23 protein-coding genes are annotated in these 21,235 nt (G+C 43.0%); 5 read left to right on the forward strand and 18 right to left on the reverse strand.

Going from position 1 to position 21,235, the window contains the following annotated elements; genetic code table 11:
• Positions 1-84 precede the first annotated feature (84 nt).
• Genes RM544_RS05110 through RM544_RS05120 form a run of 3 tightly spaced genes read right to left on the reverse strand, consistent with a single transcriptional unit; the run spans position 85 to position 2,044 of the window.
• Positions 85-381, reverse strand: a complete 297-nt coding sequence (locus RM544_RS05110) for a YfcL family protein (RefSeq protein WP_311360673.1) — start codon at positions 379-381, stop codon at positions 85-87.
• Positions 382-393: 12 nt separating this feature from the next.
• Positions 394-1,524 carry an ATP-NAD kinase family protein gene (locus RM544_RS05115; protein ID WP_311360674.1) on the reverse strand — a complete coding sequence of 377 codons (1,131 nt, stop codon included), beginning with the start codon at positions 1,522-1,524 and terminating at the stop codon, positions 394-396.
• Positions 1,511-2,044: an elongation factor P hydroxylase gene (locus RM544_RS05120; RefSeq protein ID WP_311360675.1), complete on the reverse strand. Its 534-nt coding sequence runs from the start codon at positions 2,042-2,044 to the stop codon at positions 1,511-1,513. The genes RM544_RS05115 and RM544_RS05120 overlap by 14 nt, the downstream gene beginning before the upstream one ends.
• 123 nt (positions 2,045-2,167) lie before the next feature.
• Between RM544_RS05120 and RM544_RS05125 the strand changes: the two genes are divergently transcribed.
• Positions 2,168-2,734 (forward strand): acyl-CoA thioesterase, encoded by a 567-nt coding sequence (locus RM544_RS05125; protein ID WP_311360676.1) that lies wholly within the window; start codon positions 2,168-2,170, stop codon positions 2,732-2,734.
• Positions 2,731-3,891: a retropepsin-like aspartic protease family protein gene (locus RM544_RS05130; RefSeq protein ID WP_311360677.1), complete on the forward strand. Its 1,161-nt coding sequence runs from the start codon at positions 2,731-2,733 to the stop codon at positions 3,889-3,891. The genes RM544_RS05125 and RM544_RS05130 overlap by 4 nt, the downstream gene beginning before the upstream one ends.
• A 30-nt stretch (positions 3,892-3,921) precedes the next feature.
• On the opposite strand, the gene RM544_RS05135 is transcribed toward RM544_RS05130, so the two are convergent.
• Positions 3,922-5,955, reverse strand: coding sequence for an FAD-dependent oxidoreductase (locus RM544_RS05135; protein WP_311360678.1), 2,034 nt, complete (start codon positions 5,953-5,955; stop codon positions 3,922-3,924).
• Between the two features lie 58 nt (positions 5,956-6,013).
• Positions 6,014-6,724, reverse strand: a complete 711-nt coding sequence (fadR, locus tag RM544_RS05140) for a fatty acid metabolism transcriptional regulator FadR (protein ID WP_311360679.1) — start codon at positions 6,722-6,724, stop codon at positions 6,014-6,016.
• A 124-nt stretch (positions 6,725-6,848) separates the two neighbouring features.
• On the opposite strand from fadR, the gene RM544_RS05145 reads away from it, so the two are divergent.
• Complete coding sequence (locus RM544_RS05145) at positions 6,849-7,004, forward strand: hypothetical protein (RefSeq protein WP_311360680.1); 156 nt, start codon at positions 6,849-6,851, stop codon at positions 7,002-7,004.
• Between the two features lie 44 nt (positions 7,005-7,048).
• Entirely contained in the window at positions 7,049-7,564 is a 516-nt protein-coding gene (gene dsbB / locus RM544_RS05150; protein ID WP_311360681.1) for a disulfide bond formation protein DsbB, read from the forward strand.
• 53 nt (positions 7,565-7,617) lie between these two features.
• Here dsbB and RM544_RS05155 read toward each other — a convergent pair whose 3' ends face one another.
• From RM544_RS05155 to RM544_RS05215, 13 genes are all read right to left on the reverse strand, one after another.
• Complete coding sequence (locus RM544_RS05155; RefSeq protein WP_311360682.1) at positions 7,618-8,157, reverse strand: YcgN family cysteine cluster protein; 540 nt, start codon at positions 8,155-8,157, stop codon at positions 7,618-7,620.
• Positions 8,158-8,205: 48 nt separating this feature from the next.
• Positions 8,206-8,883: a fumarylacetoacetate hydrolase family protein gene (locus RM544_RS05160; RefSeq protein ID WP_311360683.1), complete on the reverse strand. Its 678-nt coding sequence runs from the start codon at positions 8,881-8,883 to the stop codon at positions 8,206-8,208.
• Positions 8,884-8,891: 8 nt separating this feature from the next.
• Positions 8,892-9,893, reverse strand: a complete 1,002-nt coding sequence (locus RM544_RS05165; protein ID WP_311360684.1) for a lytic murein transglycosylase — start codon at positions 9,891-9,893, stop codon at positions 8,892-8,894.
• A gap of 47 nt (positions 9,894-9,940) precedes the next feature.
• Positions 9,941-10,237 carry a YcgL domain-containing protein gene (locus tag RM544_RS05170; RefSeq protein ID WP_311360685.1) on the reverse strand — a complete coding sequence of 99 codons (297 nt, stop codon included), beginning with the start codon at positions 10,235-10,237 and terminating at the stop codon, positions 9,941-9,943.
• Positions 10,218-11,396, reverse strand: coding sequence for a ribonuclease D (gene rnd / locus RM544_RS05175; protein WP_311360686.1), 1,179 nt, complete (start codon positions 11,394-11,396; stop codon positions 10,218-10,220). The genes RM544_RS05170 and rnd overlap by 20 nt, the downstream gene beginning before the upstream one ends.
• Positions 11,397-13,049, reverse strand: a complete 1,653-nt coding sequence (gene fadD, locus RM544_RS05180; RefSeq protein ID WP_311360687.1) for a long-chain-fatty-acid--CoA ligase FadD — start codon at positions 13,047-13,049, stop codon at positions 11,397-11,399.
• 210 nt (positions 13,050-13,259) lie between these two features.
• Positions 13,260-14,120 (reverse strand): alpha/beta fold hydrolase, encoded by an 861-nt coding sequence (locus RM544_RS05185; protein ID WP_311360688.1) that lies wholly within the window; start codon positions 14,118-14,120, stop codon positions 13,260-13,262.
• A gap of 92 nt (positions 14,121-14,212) precedes the next feature.
• Positions 14,213-14,881, reverse strand: coding sequence for a Slp family lipoprotein (locus RM544_RS05190; RefSeq protein ID WP_311360689.1), 669 nt, complete (start codon positions 14,879-14,881; stop codon positions 14,213-14,215).
• A gap of 222 nt (positions 14,882-15,103) precedes the next feature.
• Positions 15,104-15,436, reverse strand: coding sequence for a hypothetical protein (locus RM544_RS05195; protein ID WP_311360690.1), 333 nt, complete (start codon positions 15,434-15,436; stop codon positions 15,104-15,106).
• A gap of 16 nt (positions 15,437-15,452) precedes the next feature.
• Positions 15,453-16,163, reverse strand: a complete 711-nt coding sequence (tsaB, locus tag RM544_RS05200; protein WP_311360691.1) for a tRNA (adenosine(37)-N6)-threonylcarbamoyltransferase complex dimerization subunit type 1 TsaB — start codon at positions 16,161-16,163, stop codon at positions 15,453-15,455.
• 3 nt (positions 16,164-16,166) lie between these two features.
• Entirely contained in the window at positions 16,167-18,080 is a 1,914-nt protein-coding gene (yoaA, locus tag RM544_RS05205; protein ID WP_311360692.1) for a DNA repair helicase YoaA, read from the reverse strand.
• A 177-nt stretch (positions 18,081-18,257) separates the two neighbouring features.
• Complete coding sequence (locus RM544_RS05210) at positions 18,258-19,463, reverse strand: ABC transporter permease (RefSeq protein WP_311360731.1); 1,206 nt, start codon at positions 19,461-19,463, stop codon at positions 18,258-18,260.
• Positions 19,464-19,465: 2 nt separating this feature from the next.
• Positions 19,466-20,272, reverse strand: coding sequence for an ABC transporter ATP-binding protein (locus RM544_RS05215; RefSeq protein WP_311360693.1), 807 nt, complete (start codon positions 20,270-20,272; stop codon positions 19,466-19,468).
• A 219-nt stretch (positions 20,273-20,491) separates the two neighbouring features.
• On the opposite strand from RM544_RS05215, the gene RM544_RS05220 reads away from it, so the two are divergent.
• Complete coding sequence (locus RM544_RS05220; protein WP_311360694.1) at positions 20,492-21,235, forward strand: YIP1 family protein; 744 nt, start codon at positions 20,492-20,494, stop codon at positions 21,233-21,235.

The raw sequence follows: 21,235 nt of genomic DNA on the forward strand, positions 1-21,235 counted from the left end.
CATGAACTGCAAGAAAAGTTCCAATATGCAAAAACGCATCTTTTTAATTTAAATCGAGTGCTAAGCAGCCACTGAAGGGAAGAGTTAAAACAGATTATTTAGAAGTTCGCGCACTTGAACAGCATCTTTATCACTTAGCTCTTGATTTGCGAATGCATTGTCTAAAGCTAAATGAAGGATATCATGAAGACTCTGCAACGCAGCATCTGGAACGAGTTCTTGAGATTCTAGTTTCTTTTCTGTCTCGGCTACCGCAACATCGAAATGGCCGTGAAGATAACTCGCTATGAATAGTTCTTGGTCTGAGCCATCAACGATAAACGAATCTAGGTGGCTTTGCATCTTATCTACATTTTCAAAAAAGCGTGTGTCGCTAGTCATTCACTTCACCTTCTAAACATCAATTACAGGATATAGCACCATGTCATGGAACCCAGTAATGACAGGGATGGGGCCAGCCATCATTTTATCAACCTCCGGACTACCGCTATCAGAAATTAAAGGTCGTCCGTCGAGCCTTTCAAGCTTTCCTTTGCTCGCTACAACCAACACATTGCTCTTACCCACTTGAGCGATGAGTTCCGGCGATAACTGTTGGTTTCCTCTGCCAAGAATATGACCTTGGCCACCAATTAAGGTGATCAGAATTTTGACGCTCTTACCCGCACAAGCAGAAAGAATTTGAGTTGCTGTTAAGTCATTGGCAAGTAGCGCTTGGTCTTTCACTAAATCAACGCCCAACAAAGTATTTGGTAGTCCCAGCTCCCCCATAATTGCATCAACAGTAGAACCTGAGCCCATAACAAATAGCGTCTCGGGTTCATCGTCCATCAACTCAATCACATGGGCAGCAATATCGCTAAGCACCAGTTCATCGGATTCTTTACCCCCCATTTTAACGGCTTGGATATATTTCAGTTCTTCTGGTACCCGCATTTCACCATAGTGTTTTGCAATGACTTTACCTGTCCTGAACGCGGCTTCATCAATGTCTTTCACTTCGGCTTGCATCAATGTGACCAATTCGCCTTTCACTACTTGAGACAATACTTTTCCTGCAGCTCTTGGTGTAATCGCATAGACACCGCTATGGATTTTGCAGCCTGCAGGCACACCAATGACAGGGACCGTAGTGCCAACAATTTCGCAAACGTTACGTGCAGTCCCATCGCCACCGGCAAAAATAATCAGATCAACATCGGCTTCAAGTATCTTTTCTAGCGCTAAACACGTATCTACTGCTTCTGTTTGTTCGTGCTGTTGGCGATAAACGCATTCATGCTGCAATCCCAAGGTTTTCACTAGATTGCCACCGAGTTCTCCCTCTGCAGTGTACACAAAGATATCTGGAAACAAGTCTCGACATTCTTCCAGTGCCATTTGCATTTTCATCGGAGCTAGCTTTTCCGCTCCCGCATTCAGCGCTTCTTCTCGGATTTTAGCACCATCGCTCCCCTTTAAGGCCAAAGCACCGCCAATACCTGCGTAGGGGTTGACGATAAGACCTAATTTACATTGTCGCATCTATGCTTAACTCCGGCGTTTGATAAAATGCGTGAAGTGCATTCAAAAAAACGCTTGTTCGTTGGTTAAATCCATTCATGATGTAGCTTTTTAGTTGCTCGCTCACCGCATTTTCAAATGGACGACTGCAACTTGTCTCTCCACTTAAATTATCTATGCTTACCCGAAACGGAACATTACATGCTAGTGAGAATGCGTACTCCAATGCTTGAGGCTTCACTTCTACTGACTCAAATTTCGCTTGTTGCTGAGCATTGCGACCGTCTGGTAGATACCAATAGCCATAATCCACTTTCTGACGTCGGCTCTCGCCGGCTACGCACCAATGGGCCACTTCGTGCAATGCACTTGAGAAGTAATCTTGAGTAAAAATAATACGGTGATGGGCGTTTTCAGCATCTGCTGGCAAGTAAATTGGCTCTTTTCCATTTCCTATTAGTATCGTATTTAATGAGGTTTCGAAGCAGGCATTAAACAGTCGAATAAGGTCTTGTGCATCAGGTTCGCAATGTTGAGTCATACTTAGCGTCATAAGCTGCGTTTACATTTTTTATAGATAAATTGAATATTTCTGGTGCCATTGTATCTCATTTCAGGCTAACCTGAGTATTCAATTGCGGCAAAACACGAGTTTATCAAAGGAATGTCTACTAAGCACTCTGTCAACAAAGAACTACACTCTCAGGCAATCGCTCACGAACTGAAACAAGACAGCGCATACTATGCCTCTCTAGCATGGGAACGTCCTGGTGCATTTGTATCTTTGTGGACCATTAGTGAACAACACATCGACCATTATGAACACGTCAACAATGTGGCTTATGTCAGCCAACTTGAAGCCTTGGCATGGCAACATTCCAAGCATCTTGGTTTGAGCATGCAAGACTACAGACGGCTAGATCGCGGCATGGTTATTCAGCAACATGTATTGAATTATCACGTTGCAGCTCATTTGGGTGATGAGCTTGCTTGTGCAACGTGGATTACCGATTGTGATAGCAAGTTTAGATTAAGTCGCGCTTTTCAGTTTATTTCACTCAAGCATCAAAAAACGGTTTTTACCGCACAAACACATTTTGTGTGTGTCTCTTTATCCAGAGGCACACCCAAAAAGATGCCTTCGGAATTCACTGATATTTATGGCACGGCTTCTGAAGGTAGTCATGCATTCGTTTTTAATGAAAATAAAAACGAGGCAGAAGCACAATGACGAAGTTTTTGTCACTTTTACTGGTCCTATCCTTAGCACTCAATGCATACTTGATCGTCAATTTAGACAGAAAACAAACAGGCCAACTGAATATAAGTGATACTGACACTGAGCGAGATAAAGCCCCCCAGGAAGTGATTGCTGCTAAAGAGCTCCCCTCCCTGTCGAATGATGTTCAGGAAGAAAATATACGTCTATCCCAAGAAGCAGAAGTTGCTTATCAATCACCTCAAACACTGAGCGCAGACGAACTCTTTAACTTATTGACTCGCCTGCAAAAAAACAGTCAATTTGTAGAGCTGATCCTTCCTTTACGTGAATACCTAAAACGCTATCCCGATGATTATCGTGCATGGCTAATCGAAGCCGACATGATTTTACATACAGAAAGTTTGAATGTCGCTATTGCCAATTATTACAATCTGTTAGATAAACCACTGCCTGCACAAGAAATAGAAAACATTCAAAAAATTATTACTGTTAATACAACAAGTGTTATTCGTCAATTGACGGGAGATGGAGCATGGGAGTTACTCGCAACTTTTCTCGAGCCTCTCATTCAAATAGATCCACTGAATAAACGCTATATACTCGCTCTAGCTCGCGCCTATGGCCAATTAGAACAATTTGTACTCATGGAAAACGCGCTGGCAGCATTGCCATCCAATGATGCAAGAGCGCAAGGTCTGCGAACTCAAATGTACCAGCGTAACGAAACGCCCGAGCTCGACGAAATAGCCCCGAATGAGCTAGAAGAAACCGTGTCCTTAAGTAAGCGTAGCGTGCCTGTTGCTGGCAATGGAGAGCAGTTCTTTGTGCCTGCGAAAATTGGTCCGCGACGATACACATTGCTTTTAGATACCGGGGCCTCAACAACTGCAATTAATCAAAGCAGTTTCGAAAGGATTGCTTCCGCTGAAAAGGAGTTTATTGGCTATTTCAATGTACAAACAGCTGGCGGTGGTATTCAGGCTCCATTGTATCGCTTAGATAAGCTAGTATTGGGCGAGATTGAAGTGAACCAAGTGAGTGTGATAATTTTACCCGACGAAAATTTAAAAGGTCGCTTCGCCGGATTGCTGGGTATGAACGTGCTGCGTGCTTTTGAAATGCGGTTTGACCCAGAGAAACAAACAATGACGCTCTTTGAACGATAGCTCGATCAAAGAGCGACAACTTTCTTTCGCTTAAAGACTCGCCGCTAAGCGCGTACCTTGGTCGATTGCTCGTTTCGCATCCAATTCAGCAGCAACATCCGCACCACCGATTAAATGGCAAGGCGCATTGAGGCCTTCGGACAACTCACGACGCGGCAACTGACCAGCACAAATGACCACATTATCTACCGGCAATACTTGCTCATCATCATTGATCCGTATGTGCAGACCTGCGTCATCAATCTTTACATATTCGACACCAGCGAGCATGTTAACGCCTTTCATCATTAAACCTGCTCTATGTGCCCAACCTGTCGTCTTACCTAAACCCGCACCAACTTTGGACGATTTACGCTGAAGTAAAAAGATCTCTCGCGGCGAAGGCTCAGGCAAGGCTTTCACTCCTTCAACACCGCCTCGCGATGAGAACGTCATGTCAATACCCCACTCTTTCATAAAGGCTGGGATATTTGTACTGGTCGATTGTTTGCCATGAGATAAGAATTCTGATGTATCAAAACCGATACCGCCTGCACCCATGACAGCCACACTTTTACCCACCGGCTTTTTATGTTTCAGCACGTCAATATAAGACAACACTTTTGGATGGTTGATGCCTTCAATTTCTGGTGTTCTAGGCACTATACCCGTGGCTAGTATCACCTCATCAAAATTGGCATTGTTGAGATCCTCTACTGACACTTTAGTGTTCAATTGCACATCAACCCCATACAGATTTAGCATCACACCGAAATAGCGGATTGTTTCGTAAAACTCTTCTTTCCCCGGTACTTGCTTGGCAATGTTAAATTGCCCTCCAATCTCACTGTCGGCATCAAACAGAGTCACTTTATGACCTCGCTGTGCCGCTGTTGTTGCAGCCGCTAAACCCGCTGGACCCGCGCCAACTACTGCGATTTTTTTCACTGCAGTGCATGGTTCAATGCTGAACTCAGTCTCGTGGCAGGCTCTTGGGTTAACCAAACAACTGGTCATCTTGCCTTCAAATGCGTGATCTAGGCAGGCCTGATTACAGCCAATACAAGTATTGATTTGACTGGCTTTATTGGCTTTTGCTTTGTTTACAAACTCGGCGTCTGCTAAGAACGGTCGCGCCATAGAGACCATATCAGCATCGCCACGTGCTAGTACTTCTTCAGCCACTTCGGGCGTATTAATACGATTCGAAGTAATGACTGGGATATTTAAAGCCTCTCGGAACTTAGCGGTTACCCAAGTAAAAGCAGCGCGAGGAACTTTTGTTGCGATAGTTGGGATCCGAGCTTCGTGCCAACCAATACCGGTATTGATAATCGTCGCTCCGGCTTGCTCTATGGCTAAACCAAGTTCAACCACTTCTTCATAGGTAGAGCCACCCTCAACTAAATCCAACATGGACAATCGATAAATGATAATAAACTTTTCACCGACTGCCTCACGCACTCTGCGTACCACTTCTGTGGGCAGTTTTATTCTGTTTTTATACTCACCGCCCCATTGGTCAGAACGAAAGTTGGTTCGAGCGGCAATAAACTGGTTTAAGAAGTACCCTTCCGAACCCATAATTTCAACGCCGTCGTAACCCGCCCGTTTGGCCTGTTCAGCGGTAAACACGAAATCATCAATTTGCTTTTGAATGCCTTCTTCATCCAGTTCTTTTGGCGTAAAAGGGTTGATAGGTGCTTGTACTGCTGAAGGAGCAACTAGGTCTTTGTTATAAGCGTAGCGGCCGGTGTGCAAAATTTGCATACAAATCTTACCACCCTCTGCATGCACTGCTGCGGTGACTTCTTTGTGGTGCTCTACCGCTTCGTCCGAATCCAAACGCTTAGTAATGGCATGAGTAGCCCCTTCATCATTCGGTCCGATACCACCTGTCACAATCAAGCCCACACCGCCTTTCGCACGTTCTGCAAAAAACGCCGCCATACGTTTATGGCCGTTTGGCGCCTCTTCAAGGCCGGTGTGCATTGACCCCATCAATACTCGATTCTTAAGAGTAGTGAAGCCTAAATCAAGTGGACGAAATAAATGTGGGTATGGTGTGTCAACAGAATGTGTCATGCTGAGCCCTCAGAAAGTCTATGGAATTATTACAGTGTCACGATACGATGAGTCGCGGCTAGTCTACGATATTATTAGGCAAATCTTTACGAACTTGTTGCCAAATTTTACCACTCTCAATACCATACTTCCGCACAACAGCGATAACACGGTCTGCATCATCAGTGCTTAGCACTTCAAGTAAGTGTTGGTAGTATTCGGTAGCTACGTCACGAGCTGCTTGGTGAGAGAAAAAGTAACCACCAATACGCGCATAAATACTTCTAAAACCATTCATCATAAGCACGTATACAGGGTTATTTGATGCAAACGCTAAATCGTGATGCATTTGGTAGTCGAAGTGTGCAAATGCTTTACCATCTTGGCTCACATCTGAATATCTGGCGATAATCTCTTTACACTTTTCAGCATTCTGCTTAAAAGCAGCGCGCATAAATACGGCACTTAAATTTGTTCTCGCAGAAAGTAAATTATCAACGAGTTGGGGACGGCCATCTTGGTCAAGGCGCGCAAGCGTTTCGAGAATATTCAAACCGCATGTTTCCCAAAAATTGTTTACTTTCGTCGGTTTGCCATGTTGAATAGTCAACCAGCCATCTCTAGCAAGACGTTGTAAAACCTCACGTAATGTAGTTCTCGTTACACCAATAAGTTCAGACAATTCACGTTCTGCAGGCAAAATAGTTCCCGGTGGGAAACGGCCGCTCCAAATAGACTCGACAATATATTCTTCTGCGAATCCTGCAGGGCTTTGTGACTTATATATCATTCTTCTCTCAGACAACATGTAACGAAAAAGTTAACTGATTGTACCAGATGGTTTTGACAAAGAAAGTAATAATCCTTTAGTTATTCACAAAACAAGCGAAAACCTAGACAAGCAAACGATTTGTATGGCATTGCCATATAAGATAATGTTAGCCATCGCGGGGCAACTTGCGGTATATTTCGATTTATTCGAGGGCACGGAACAGCTATATGACCAGCATCTGATCGAACACTATAGTGCGAGTGAGATGCTTGATAGTGGCACAAACAAACGCCATTAGGGACGCTAGCGTATATTTAACTATCTGAAAATAAGTAGGTTTTGATGTTATACAAGATTCAACTTTGGTCACACACTCGTTCAGCTTGGCAACTGTTATTTTTATCTGGCGCTATCTTATTAGCTGCTGCTTTATATTTTCAACACGTTGTTGGTCTTGAACCATGCGTAATGTGCATCTATCAACGAACTGCGGTCGTCGGTATTATGCTTGCCGGTTTATTGCCAGTAATTAGTAATATCTTCTTAGTGCGCATGATGGCCTATGCGATATGGGGAACGTCAGCTGTTAAAGGTTATGTCTTAGCCTCTGAACACAAAGAAATTTTGTTCAGCGAAAATGCCTTTTTCGTACCCTGTCCTGTTGAACCTCAATTCCCTTCGTTCATGCCATTGCATGAGTGGATACCCGATGTCTTTGCCGCTCCAGGTAGCTGTTTAGAAAATACTTGGCAGTTCTTCTCGATGGGCATGGCTGAGTGGATGCAAATCATCTTCGTTATGTATATTGCAGTGTTTGGCCTAATGTTTATGTCTCAATTTGTGAGCAAAAAGGTCTAAGAAGGCGATAGCTAAAAAGGCGCTATATAGCGCCAATCCAGGATATAGGCATGCTACTCTACATCGTTCAAAGGCCAAGTGACGATGTAGTCTTCAAACTTTTGCATGTCTACATCATTTTCACTCACTGTCTGTCCTCTCACCGAAATGCCATTTTCATGCATTTTGCTTTTTTTACCCTTATTCAATAAAGGGTGCCACGACGCCAACCCTCGCCCTTCATGCATTCTGCGATAGCTACATGACTTCGGCATATAGAAAATGTCTTTTAAGTTTTCTTTCGTTAACGTAACGCAATGCGGGACCAACTCACTGCGCTTATCATATTGGGTACATTCACAATGTTTGGTATGCAAAAGCTCGCAAACGATATTCGTAAAAAATACTTCTTCACCATCCACGCCTTGACTGGTTGGCATGGGCTCATGTTCGGCAACATCGCCAGCGTCATCATCGTCCATGAACTTGTGAAGACAGCATTTAGCACAGCCATCGCAAATAGCTTCCCACTGCGATCTGTTCATATCCTCTAATGCTGTATCCAGCCAAAATTCTGACTCGATTAACGATTTTGTATAAGGTGTTTTTCTCATTTCATGAACCTTTGAAGGAATTGCGAGTTGTGATTCAAATTATGGAGCTTATTCAGCCAGTAAGACATTGCTAGACAGCTGTATCTTATCATCCAGCGTCAATTGGAGTGAGTCCCCAACTTCAAGTGGCCCTACTCCTTTGGGTGTTCCCGTTAACACTATATCACCTGGGAGCAAGGTAAACACGGCTGAAATCTCAACCAATAAATCAAGCATAGGTCTAAGCATCAATCGAGTATCGCCTGATTGCCTTGTGACACTATTCACGTTTAAGCTGAATTCAAAATGGTCGTCCGCCTTTAAACCCTGCGTTAAAACGAAAGGTGACACTGGACAACTACCATCAAAGGCCTTAGCTCGCTCCCAAGGTTGCCCTTGAGCTTTCAGTTCACTTTGTACATCGCGTAAAGTGAGATCTAATGCCAAGCCTATTCCAGCGATTACATCCCCCGCGTCATTCAGCGATAACTTGCTCGCCCGTTTACCAACTAATAGGGCAATTTCAAGTTCATTATGACACTCGCCAAGACTTTGCGGGATATAAACGGCTTTTTGAACATCACATAAAGCACTTGCTGGCTTCATGAATAACATGGCTTTGTCGGGCACAGCATTGTTCAGTTCTTGAATATGATCAAGGTAGTTTCTACCGACACAAATAGCCTTTCCTACAGGAAGCTCAATCGGCGTACCGTCTAATGTTGTATGTTGATAGTCCACCTGCATGCTTAGCCTTAACTACCTTTTCGAATACGATCAGCTAGGTAACCAACAGAAACGCCAAAATACATAGAGCGATTCCAACGCATCAGGGTATGAAAGTTATTGTAGACCAAGTAAATCCTGCCGTTAATATCATCTGGAAGAATCAGAGAGGCATTTAGATTAACCTGCGGTAAGGCGGTTTCATCGAACCGTGTGACCCCCAAATTTTGCCATGCTTGCAAGGGTAGCATTTTACTTTTTGCTAAACCCGATAGCGCATTAATTTGCGTTTTATCAAAATTATCACTGAGTTTTACCTGACGTCCCCACGTTTGACTGCCATTCCACCCCTCTTGAGATAAAAAGTTAGCGATGGAGGCGAACACATCTTCTGGTGTACCCCATATATCCTTCTTACCGTCACCATCGCCGTCCACCGCGTAAGTTAAAAAAGAGCTAGGCATAAACTGGCTTTGTCCCATTGCGCCGGCCCAAGAGCCAGTAAACTGCTCGACAGAAATATGCCCTTCGTCGAGAATAGTCAAAGCGGCGAAGAACTGACGTTTAAATAATGCTTCACGTCTGCCGTCATAAGCCAGTGATACTAAAGAAGATAGTACCGGGTGCGAACCTTGAATGCGTCCAAAGTTGCTCTCATTCCCCCACAGAGCAACGATAAAACGTTTTTGCACATTGTACTTTTTCGCGACTTTAGTCAGTAAGGCATCATGTTCTTGCAGTTTTTCTACTGCTTGTTTGACCTTCCAGTCCGGCACTCTAGTTTGCAAGTAGGTGTCTAGCGTTAGCTTTTTCTCTGGTTGATTTTTATCCGCAGTCACTACCTTTTCACGTAGCTGAATCGTGGCAAAGGCCTCATCCAGCACCGCTTTGGAATAGCCTTTTTGCTCGGCTTCGAGACGTAAGGAAGCAAGATACTCATCGAAGCTACTCTGTTGCGCTGTGACACACGTGCTCACTGTGATGAATACAATGAATAATAAAAATTTCAGTCCAAGCTGAGTTTGATTCATGAAGAACTCCATAGAGAATAAACTAAATAAGGCGGGCTAATGCACAATTAGAATTTTTTATCGGGTTGATCGCTCAAGCCTTTTTGCCGACGGTGTTTAACCAGCAGACTATCTTCTGTGGGAGGCAACTGTAAATAAAACCCTTTCTCTTTTAGGGCGTCAGCCAATTGCTTCGTATCGATAGGTCCTATTTTTCTGTCTTTATGCATCGGTATCAGCATAACAAAAATAGGCTTACCAAACATATCTAGCAACGCTTGCGGCACATCACTGAAATCAGCTTTTTTCGGGGTATAAAGGTAAGTGTCGGCTTTTTTAGAAGACTTATATACTGCGCAAAGCATTGAATTGTCCTGTATTGTCTTTTGCGAAAAGTGTTTGTAGTTTAGGTACAAACAATGCCTTTCGCCACCCACTTATAATATCAGGTTGGAGTGCCATCGCGTCTAACTCATCAAAATCAAACCAGCACCACTTTAACCACTGATTCAACTGCTTTTTAGATGCCAAGACTTCAGCCCGCGTATTGTTCTCAACAGCTAACTCGTCACATATACGTTTCAATTCAGATAGTGCTTTTTTATAAGCTGAGAAGTCAATCAGTCTTTGAATTCTGCCGGGACAATCAGCCTGCTCAGTAGCACGAGCTTGCATCACAAATGCTAGCAAGGTGTCGCAATGGATCCTCGCTTCTTTCGGTGTTATCGATTGCAACTGAAATAACTTTGCTTTGGTATCTGGCAGCTTCATTGCGACTTCTAGCATAGACTGCTCTCGTAGCACAAAGTTAATGGCCATATCCCTTTTTTGTGCCTGTTCTAATCGCCATGCAGCAATCAATTTAAGCGCTTCACGTGAGTGAGCACCTAATTTCCAGTTATTTTTTATAGATAAGTAGGCATATTCAGAAGGTAAGTCAGTGCGCTTTTTTTGCGATAAAAAGGCGGATTCAGCAAAAACCCAATCTGTTTGCCCTAAGCTTTCTACCTGCTTTGCTAAGTCATGATAGACCGGCAGCAAATAAAATACATCTGCAGCTGCATAGTGGAGCTGCTCTGACGATAAAGGACGTGCAATCCAGTCAGTGCGAGATTCTCCTTTATCTACATGAACTTCTAATATTTGCTCTACGAGGTTTGCATAGCCCAAAGTTTGCCCCATATCTAATAGATTCGCTGCAAACTGAGTATCATATAAGGGCGATGGAACGACGCCTAGATTGTGCCATAAGGCATCGAGATCTTCAGAACAAGAATGCAATACTTTAACAACGGATTCATCACAAAGAATATTCGAGAATATGCTTAAATCAGCAATGGCAACGGGATCTATCAGAGCTAAATGTTCACCATCATAAACCTGGATTAAACCAAGTTGAGGCACCAATGTTCGCGTTCTGACAAATTCCGTATCAATCGCTAGCGCGCTCGCCCATTTTATCTTTTCGCAGTATTCTACCAGTGCTTTTTGTGTATCGATATATTCAAATTCAATCAACGCCAATTAGTCTCTTAGTTCACGACGCAGTATTTTACCCACGTTCGTTTTAGGAAGCTCGTCGCGAAACTCTATAGTTTTTGGCACTTTATATCCAGTTAATAAAGACTTACAGTGTTCAATAACTTGCTGCTCGGTAACGTCGTCGCTTTTCTTAACCACAAATAATTTCACAACTTCACCCGAGACTTCATGTGGAATACCGATCGCAGCAGCTTCCATGACACCGTCATGCATTGCCGCAACCTCTTCAATTTCATTTGGAAATACATTGAACCCCGAGACCAAAATCATATCTTTTTTGCGGTCGACAATATAGAAAAAGCCGTCTTCATCCATCTTCGCAATATCGCCCGTTGCTAACCAGCCATCTGACATAATTTCGTCAGTTGCTTCAGGACGATTCAGATAACCCACCATGACTTGCGGACCTTTAACAAACATTTCACCGGCTTCGCCTTCAGCAACGTCCTCACCTTCATCGTCAACTAAACGAATATCCGTTGATGGCACAGGAAGCCCGATTGAGCCCTTGTATTCGCTAATATTTGTTGGATTAACTGTTACGACGGGTGAACATTCAGTGAGGCCATAACCCTCAAGTAATACAGTGCCTGTTATCGCCTGCCACTTTTCAGCTACAGGCCTTTGCACAGCCATGCCACCGCCAAGTCCGAATCTGAAATTACTAAAATCCAACTCTGCAAACCCGGGTGTATTGATCAGGCCATTAAATAAGGTATTCACGCCAGTGATGATAGCAAACGGGTATTTATTGAGTTCGCTAACAAAACCCTTCATATCTCTAGGGTTAGTGATCAAAAGGTTTGGACAACCATATTTTAAGAAAGTGAGGCAATTGCTGGTCAAAGCGAAGATATGATAAAGCGGTAATGCTGTCACTACCATGTCTTTGCCGATGGACACCGAACTCTCCAAGGTTCCTGAGACTTGTTCTAAGTTTGCGACCATATTCTGATGGCTTAACATCGCTCCTTTAGAAACACCTGTTGTACCGCCAGTATATTGAAGAAATGCGATATCTGAAGGGAGTACTTTCGGTCTTGAATATGTTTGATTCTCGCCAATAGCCATTGCCTGTGTGAAACGTTTCGCCTTCGGCAAATCATAATCAGGCACCATTTTTTTGATATATTTCACTGCAAAATTAACAATCCAGCGTTTGGGTGCGGGAAGCATATCAGCAATACTGGTCAACAGAACTTCTTGTACAGGCGTATCTTGAATCACTTTGGCCAATGTATGAGCAAAATTATCAACTATCACAATCGTTTTAACGTTGGCATCAGTCAGTTGATGCTGCAATTCTCTCGGCGTATACAAAGGGTTCACATTGACAACCGTCATGCCGGCTCTAAGGACACCAAAAAGCGCAATTGGATACTGAAGTAAGTTTGGCATCATAATAGCCACGGCATCGCCTTTCTGTAAGCCTTGGCTTTGCAAGTAGGCGGCAAATTGCATCGATAATACATCTAAGTCTTCAAAAGAAATTTCGTGCCCCATATTGATAAAGGCAGTTTGGTTAGCGTATTCAGTTACAGAAGTTTCAAATATTTCTAAAATAGTAGGCAAATTTGCTACATCTATTTCAGGTTTCATGGCTTTGTCGTAATGCTTTAACCAGACTTTTTCCACATTGATGTCCTTTAAAAAAGTAATGATACGCTGCACTTCGACATAAACAGTCCGGTACAGTCTTATTCTTCTTAATTTGTTTTTTGAATTAACGAGGGTGTCGTGCCCCTACTTAACCCCGTAATACTAAAGGATGATTGCATAAAGATAAACTTTCCTGCTCATTCATCTCATGAATAGGAACTATATTTTATATCAAGCTGGCTATTTTTAATCTGAAATTTTCAACTGACAATGATTCTTAACGATACTCGCTAGTTCGTTAACTGACTCCATGTGCACGTGATGCCCGCCTTTCAAGCTAGTAAGCTGTAAATTTTGAAATAAACCTTGGCGTTCTTTCATTAGCTTTTTCACTTTTTCAAAGCCGCTTTCGCCCAACACAACATGTATGGGACAAAGTATGCTTTTGACGATATTTTCAGCTTGAAGTGATGTTAATCTAATCGACGATTGAGTGCGGAGTCGTTTATCAGTTGTCCACTCTAGATCACCATTGTCCAGTTCTCGAACATTTCGCCTCAAAATAGTCTCTGCATTCATTTCACATAAATCGCTTACTCTCCGCCGCGCTTGAACAATAGACGCAAAGTCATTTGGTTGTTTTATTGGCTTTCCATTCGCAGCGATACGACTTTCTATCGAACCACGTATTTGTGAAATCGTCGTTGATTCATCTTCGGTCAGTGGTCCGGCAGATTCGATACAAACAAAACTGCTCACTTTTTCAGGGAAACTTGCGCTGTAAATACTCGATATAATGCCACCAAGAGAGTGTCCAACCAATGCGATCTTGTCCCATCCATTTTGCTCTACTAGATTGTGTAAGTCATTTACGTAATCTAGTAAATGGTAATGCGCATCGGGACTGCGATGAGAAGACAGACCATGGCCCGGCAAATCAATTGCAATCGCATGATATGCTTCTAATTCTGGGAGTAAGGCCGAAAAGCTAGCAGCATTATCCAACCATCCATGGACCAAAATCAGCAATGGCTTTCCCTGGTTATTATTGCTTAAGGCCGCGATCGTTTGCTTCCCTAGCTCGAATTGTATTTGCTCTATTGGCATGCAAAAAACTCTTGTATAACGTCAAAAATAAAAAAGGCGATAGATTAATCTGATCGCCTTATTTCAAGAACAAGCAAAGCGGTAATGCTGAGTTATTTTTCTTGAGTGCCTCTGGCGGGCTGATCTTGCGTAATATCACCCTGAGATGGTCCCACAGGTCGCGATGCTTCAACAGTTCCCGATGCGCCATCTTTCACTTTCACGCGAACGGTGCCACTGTGATGATGAAATCCCCAACCTCGATGATAGCCATAGCGCGGACCAAATGCCCAGTAAGGTGAAAATGGAGAGAAAGAGAAAGCGGTTACTTCGTAATCGACTGTTTTTTTCCACATATGATAACCATCTGCAATCAGTACAGGATATACATATGCTTGCTCTCCAATCAAACCTTCGGCAGGTTCACCTAGCTCGCCAATAAAGGTCACTAATCGGCCTTTTTCAAATACAAGTGGGTCAATAAAATCACGTACTCTGACTTTAAAACGGCCAGCACTCTCCGATGATAATCTTGGTTTTCCATAATGGTTGTTGGGGTAATGTAGGATTTCGATTTCCGAATAGTCTTTTTTATTGACTACGGCCACAATTTCACCGCCCCAACGGGCTTTTAAACCAACACCGGCCTGATCGCCATTGACAATCGTCTCATAACTAACGAGTTCAACTTCTTCTCCAATATCGATAGGGTCAGGATAGATAGCGCAGCCACCCAAAGTCAGGGCAAGTGCGGCGATGGAAACTTTGAAAATAGAAGGCATATATTTACTCCCAGTGAGTATTGCATATTAGTCAGTGGGTACTGATTTTTTGTATTTATTTTTACATATCGTTGATGTATGTATTTTTTTCGTCTTTCAACAGCGAGTGAGTCAATAACTGAACACTTAACGAATCACTATTCATTAATACTACTATACCGCAAAATTTGACCAATAAAAGCGACAACAGTTCAGAACAAAATAGCAAACAAGACTTTACGTTTAAGCAAAGATATCGACACCGAGCAGTTGAGAAATATCTTCCCGTTGATTTTGCTTGTCGATGCTTTGATACAATTCGAGCTCTTTCCTGACACGGAGATTGACAGTGTCGTCGTAGTTACTAGTTTGCTTGAAGTCTTCAGCACGCTGAAACACTTCTTCATTTCCAACGACTAGTTTTGTTGACTCGAGTTGTTCGCCTTCGATAAGCGCAGCTTTTTGCTGCTCGCTATCAAAGTCTCTGCGGCGCAGCAGTGGCTTATCTTGCGTTGTTTGAACCGCATCTTTGCTAATATAAATAGCACTAGTATTGTTGATATTCGCTGTATCCACTCACTCACCTTTAAGGCTATTCTTTACCTGGCAGCTTTTTCCACGTCACTTTATCTCTCAAATAGGTGGGCGATAAATCGTCTACAGACTTTATATCTCCGGATTCAAGTGACTGCATAGCTATCGACAACATGAACTTTGCGGAGGGATACAGCACCTTAATCGACTCCGCTTCATGCTCTTTTTCTTTTTGCTTCAGTTCGTCTGGATATGCGTCCCAGCCTGTCCCTACTTTCCCAATGGTAACACCCTTACTAGTGCTTGTAGTAGCATATTTTTTGAGCGCCTCTGTAGGCGACAACACTGCCTCATCCTGTAAGGCAACTACGACACCGTTCACGACTTCGAAGTCACCCATATAAACTTCAGCCATCCGCGCATCGATCAATGCATGGGTTCGAGTGAAACCATGTTCTTCATAGTTTTGCTGCGCCATTGCTGCTAATGTTGATACTTCTACCACTGGAAGGTCAGCTCCGAGAGCTAAACCTTGCACGATACCAGTCGCAATACGAACGCCTGTAAAACTGCCCGGCCCACGACCAAATGCAATGACATCCAGCTCCTTGAGCTTGATATTATGCCGTTTTAACAAAGTATCTATCATCGGCAAGACTTTTTGACTGTGTTGCTGCGGACATATTTCAAAAATATCATCTATTTTATTGTCTATCATCAATGCGACAGAGCAGGCTTCAGTGGCAGTATCAATAGCTAAAATTTTCATGGTTTAATCAATCTGTTGTAGGAAGTCATATACAGTTTCTAAACTGCGAGTTCGTTTCATGGCTGGCAGACTACTCAAAAATGTCTGGCCATATTGTTTAGTAACTAAACGATTATCACAAATAACCAATACACCCTTATCGGTTTCATCTCTAATTAAGCGCCCTGCTCCCTGCTTAAGTGTAATGACTGCTTGTGGGATCTGAATTTGAGCAAAAGCATTGCCACCTTGTTTCTTGCAGTCTTCTATTCGCGCTTGAAGCAAAGGATCGTCAGGAGAAGCAAAAGGCAGTTTGTCTATCATTACGCACAATAAGTCATCACCTTTTACATCGACCCCTTCCCAGAAAGCTCCGGTGCCAAACAGCACAGCTTGCTGATCGCGCAGGTACTCGTCTAATAATGCTTGCTTTGTCGTACTTCCTTGAACCAAAATTTGATTTTCAATTTTCTCTTCAACCAGTTCAGCAACCTCTCGCATCATCGCGTGACTCGTGAACAGAATAAAAGCGCGGCCCTTACTAGCATCAATTAACCCACATGCAATATCCACAAGTTTACTCTTGATACTCCTGTCGTTCGGTTCGGGTAAAAAGCGAGGAATACACAATATCGCCTGATTGGCGTAATCAAAGGGGCTATCTAGTGAGAGCGTTTTCGCATTGAAAAGCCCCATCAACTGACGATAATGATCAAAGTTTTCATCTACCATCAGCGTGGCGGATGTGAATACCCATGCAGAGTTCTGAGATTCCATAATCCCAGAAAACTTATCTGCGATACTTAATGGCGTGAGATGCAAAACGACATGTCTTGGCGTAGTTTCATACCATAGACTCACCCCGTTGCTGCTGTCATCGGTCACTTTATCCAAGCGCTCCATGAAGTCGACAATGCGCTCAATCATTAAGTCTAAATCTTTATCTCTGCCTTGCTGAACTATGGCTACTTCAGCCAGTTGCTTCAAGTTTTGCTTTATAATTTCAATCTGTTTAGAGACATCTGTCTCTTTTAATTTTTCCAGCCAATTACCTCGTGCAGGGTTGTGCGGAAAAAGCATGCGTAAATCAGCCATATGCAACTGACACTTTTCAGCAACCTTACCGAGTTGGTCAGCATCTTTCAGCCCAGTTCGCTGTATAGCTATAATATCTTTTGTTAAATCTTGGATCTGCCGACTAGAAATATTCACACCAAAATATTCGCTAGCGATATCTGGTACTTGGTGAGCTTCATCAAAAATCACGACGTCGACTTCAGGCACCAACTCACCAAACCCGGTGTCTTTCAATGCAAGATCAGCAAAGAACAAATGGTGATTGACAACAATCACGTCAGCTTCCATGGCCTTTCTTCTGGCTTGAACCAAGTAACAGTCTTCATAACTTGGGCAATCTTTACCTAAACAGTTATCAACCGTCGACGTAACAATAGGCAAGACTTTGGCGTCTTCCTTAATCGTTTTCAGTTCACCTATATCGCCTGTATTCGTCGTTTCCGCCCATCGACGTACCGAACTAAACTCATTTAACACCTCTTTCTCGAGTAAGGTATTCCCACCGCCATGCTGTGATAAACGATGCAAGCACAAGTAATTTGAACGACCTTTTAGCAAAGCTGTTTTTTTTGTTTTATCTATCGCTTTTTTAACAACAGGCAAATCGCGGTGAAACAATTGTTCCTGCAGGTTTTTGGTCCCCGTAGAAACGATAAATTTCTTTTTTGACAGCAGCGCGGGCGCTAAATAGGCAAAGGTTTTTCCCGTGCCTGTTCCAGCCTCAACAATGAGAGAGCCCTTATCTTTAATGGTATCAGCGACAGCAACTGCCATTTCAGTTTGTGCAGCACGAGGGCTAAAACCTGGAATAACGTCGGCGAGTGGTCCCGGGTTTGAAAAAAAGTCGGCGATATCAATCATTAAAATACAGCTAGATCCATGCAAAAGCGTAAGGGCGAGCATTATGCCAAAGAAAAAACAAATGTACGACTACTCAAGAGGATAGATTTTGCGTCGTGAAGGGAATTTGAAATTGATGACTGGAAACAAAACAGCCCTGTCAGTGGACAGGGCTGTTTATTATTCGTGATACCAAACTTATCTAAACAAGACTTTCTCTTGTTTAAACCAATGGATACAGAATGCTAACAAGCCGCCAGCAATAATTGCTGTTGACCCAAATATAGCAAATAGCTGCACGTAGTCCATGGTGCCTTTAATAAGCTCTTTAATTGCCAATGCGACATTGGTTAATGGCACCCATGCCCAGATTCCTTTTAATTCAACCCCAGGTAACATGGCGAAAATCACAGGAATAATGACAACAAAAACCAAAGGCGTCATATACCCTTGTGCTTCTTTAAATGACCTTGCGTAAATTGATAAGGTAAGTAAGACCGCAGCAAAAATAGCAACCACAGGCACTAACATCAAAAAGACGAGAATAAAGTCAATAGCACCAATAGAAGACATAAACTTCATGACAACTTCGTTTGCCGCACCTTGACTCAGTACGGTCGTCCATATCGCAATACTCAATACTGTCACCAGCGCGGAGGTCACCCCAGCAAAAGCAATAGTAAAAAACTTACCCAATACAATTTTGTTTCTTTCAATGGGTGTGATCAGTAATGTCTCGAGTGTGCCTCGTTCTTTTTCACCTGCACCGAGGTCACTGGCTGGCAACATTGCGCCCTGTAAGCACAACATAAAGATAAAGTAAGGAATAAGCCCACCGATATTCTCACCTTGAGTCTCTCGCTCATCAGCAACGTTCACTTGTTCAATCTTGATAGGTTCTAACAGACTTTTTTGTTGCTCTTCGTTTAATGTGAGGTTTTCAAAAGCGACGTTTTGATACTCTTCTGAAAATTCATCTACAATCTTGTTTAACACACTTTCAACCACGGCTAAGCCTGCTTGATTGCGGTAAAGCGTCAGTACAATTTTACCGTTTGCTAGTACATCGCGACTGTAGTTTTCAGGGATTTCAATGACGAAATCAACATTGTCTGCCTTCACATAGGCTGTGATTTCTTCTTTCGTGTCAATATCAGCAGGCAATTCAACTAGTTTAAATTGCTCAACATCGTTGAGTTTCTGAGTGAATTCGCTGCTATATTCACCACCAATAATAGCAAAAGAGCGTTCTTCTGTTTTTGCCCCTTCGACCACTTTAGAGCCAACATAGATAGCTCCCCCAATGATTAAGGGAAACAACAGAATCGGCAGCGCGATCATAAAAAACAAGGTTTTGCGATCTCGAAGGAGCTCTTTAATTTCTTTTTGGAATACTAACCACATCATTATTCTCCCTGTGCCACTGGCTTATTGTTTTTGTTATGTCCAATAGACTCTAAGAATGCTTCATGCAATGAAGGCCCGGCAACGGCTTTGAAGGTATCGAATGTATCATCAAACATCGTCTCACCTTTATCAATGATGGTGACCATATCACATAGCTCTGAGACCTCGTCTAGATGATGGGTCGAGAAGATAACTGGCACATTCTGGCTCTTCAAATCACGAATAAAGTTCAGTACGGTTTGCGTCGCCATTATATCCAAGCCCGTCGTTGGTTCATCCAGAATGACAACCTTTGGCGAGTGAATGACTGAGCGGGCAATAGAGGCCTTCTGCTTCATCCCGGTTGAATACGTTTCACTGCGACGATCGAGGAAAGTATCCATATCTAGGCGCTCTGAAAGCTCACTGATACGCTTATCAATCTCTTTCGGACTCATGCCGTTTAGCTGACCGAAGTATGCAATATTCTCACGGCCACTCAAACGCCCATAAAGGCCTGTGCCACCCGACAAAAAACCGATTTGGCGACGCGCTTCTACTGGATTTTGAAGAATATCAATGCCCCCTATTTCAATACTCCCACTATCGGGTTGTAATGCCGTAGACAACATTCGTAAAGTGGTGGTTTTACCTGCACCATTGGGGCCTAATAAACCAAGCACTTGACCATTTTGACAAGCAAAACTCACTTCCTTCACTGAGTGGAAGAATCGTCCTTGCAAACGGGGGTCTTTTTTGTCTTGCTCACTGAGCTTTTTGGGGTTTTCTACTTTGAATTTCTTAGCGAGTTTGTTTATTTCAATCACACTCATGTCCTTATCAAATTCTTGTTATTATTTGGCATGCGAGAGCTTGCCTTATTTTTATATCGCATAGACTAAGTCATATTAGGGTCAAAAGCGAAGGCAAAATACAGTGGTAGGAGCTTTAAATGTTTCAAATTGCTACAAATTCAGTTTTTCACTTGAGTTGTTTTCCAATACATTGAATACTTTCCATTCAACATACACAAGAACGGACCCCTGATGAGCGAAATGCAAAACGACCACAATAACTCGAACGCAGTTACCAACCCCATACAGGCATGTAACGATATATTCATCCGGCCTTCAGAAGTGTTCAAAGCGCTTGCGGTAAAAGATAACTGGTCGTGGTTACCGTTCATTTTAATCGCTGTGATCAGTTGTCTGCCAGCGTATTTATATTTTGGCGTCATTGACTATTCTTGGTATGTCGATGCGCAATTGAGTGTGCTTATCCCCAATGCTAGCCCTGCTGAATTGGAAATGCAGAGAAGTTACATGGGTACTGCCGAGTCTGCAAAAAGCAGCGCGCTTTACCTAACACCTGTGATGCTGGTGATTGTTTCTGCTATTTCAGCGCTCTACTACACCATTGTGACCAGAAACGACGATAAGAGTATTCATAGTTTTATGGATTGGTATGGCGTTCAATGGTGGACGATGATGCCATACATTATTGGGGCAGTTGTTTCCTTAGCCATTTTAGTGATGACCGAGCCAGGGAGCCAATTATCACCTTCAGCAATGGCCCCTCTTTCTATGAGCTTTATACTTGGCCTTGATATTACAAACCCTTGGTTAAGTGTGATGAATGAAATACGAGTCGACCGAATTTGGGGCATTATTCTCGCTGCTTCATGCTTACAACAATGGACTAATTTCAGTCGCAACAAAGCCTATATTGTGGCAACGATACCGAGTATTATCTTAATCGCATTTTTAACATTGCTCGCGAGTCTACGGTAA

Origin of the sequence: Brumicola blandensis (assembly GCF_031846165.1) — a bacterium.
Lineage (GTDB): Bacteria > Pseudomonadota > Gammaproteobacteria > Enterobacterales > Alteromonadaceae > Glaciecola > Glaciecola blandensis.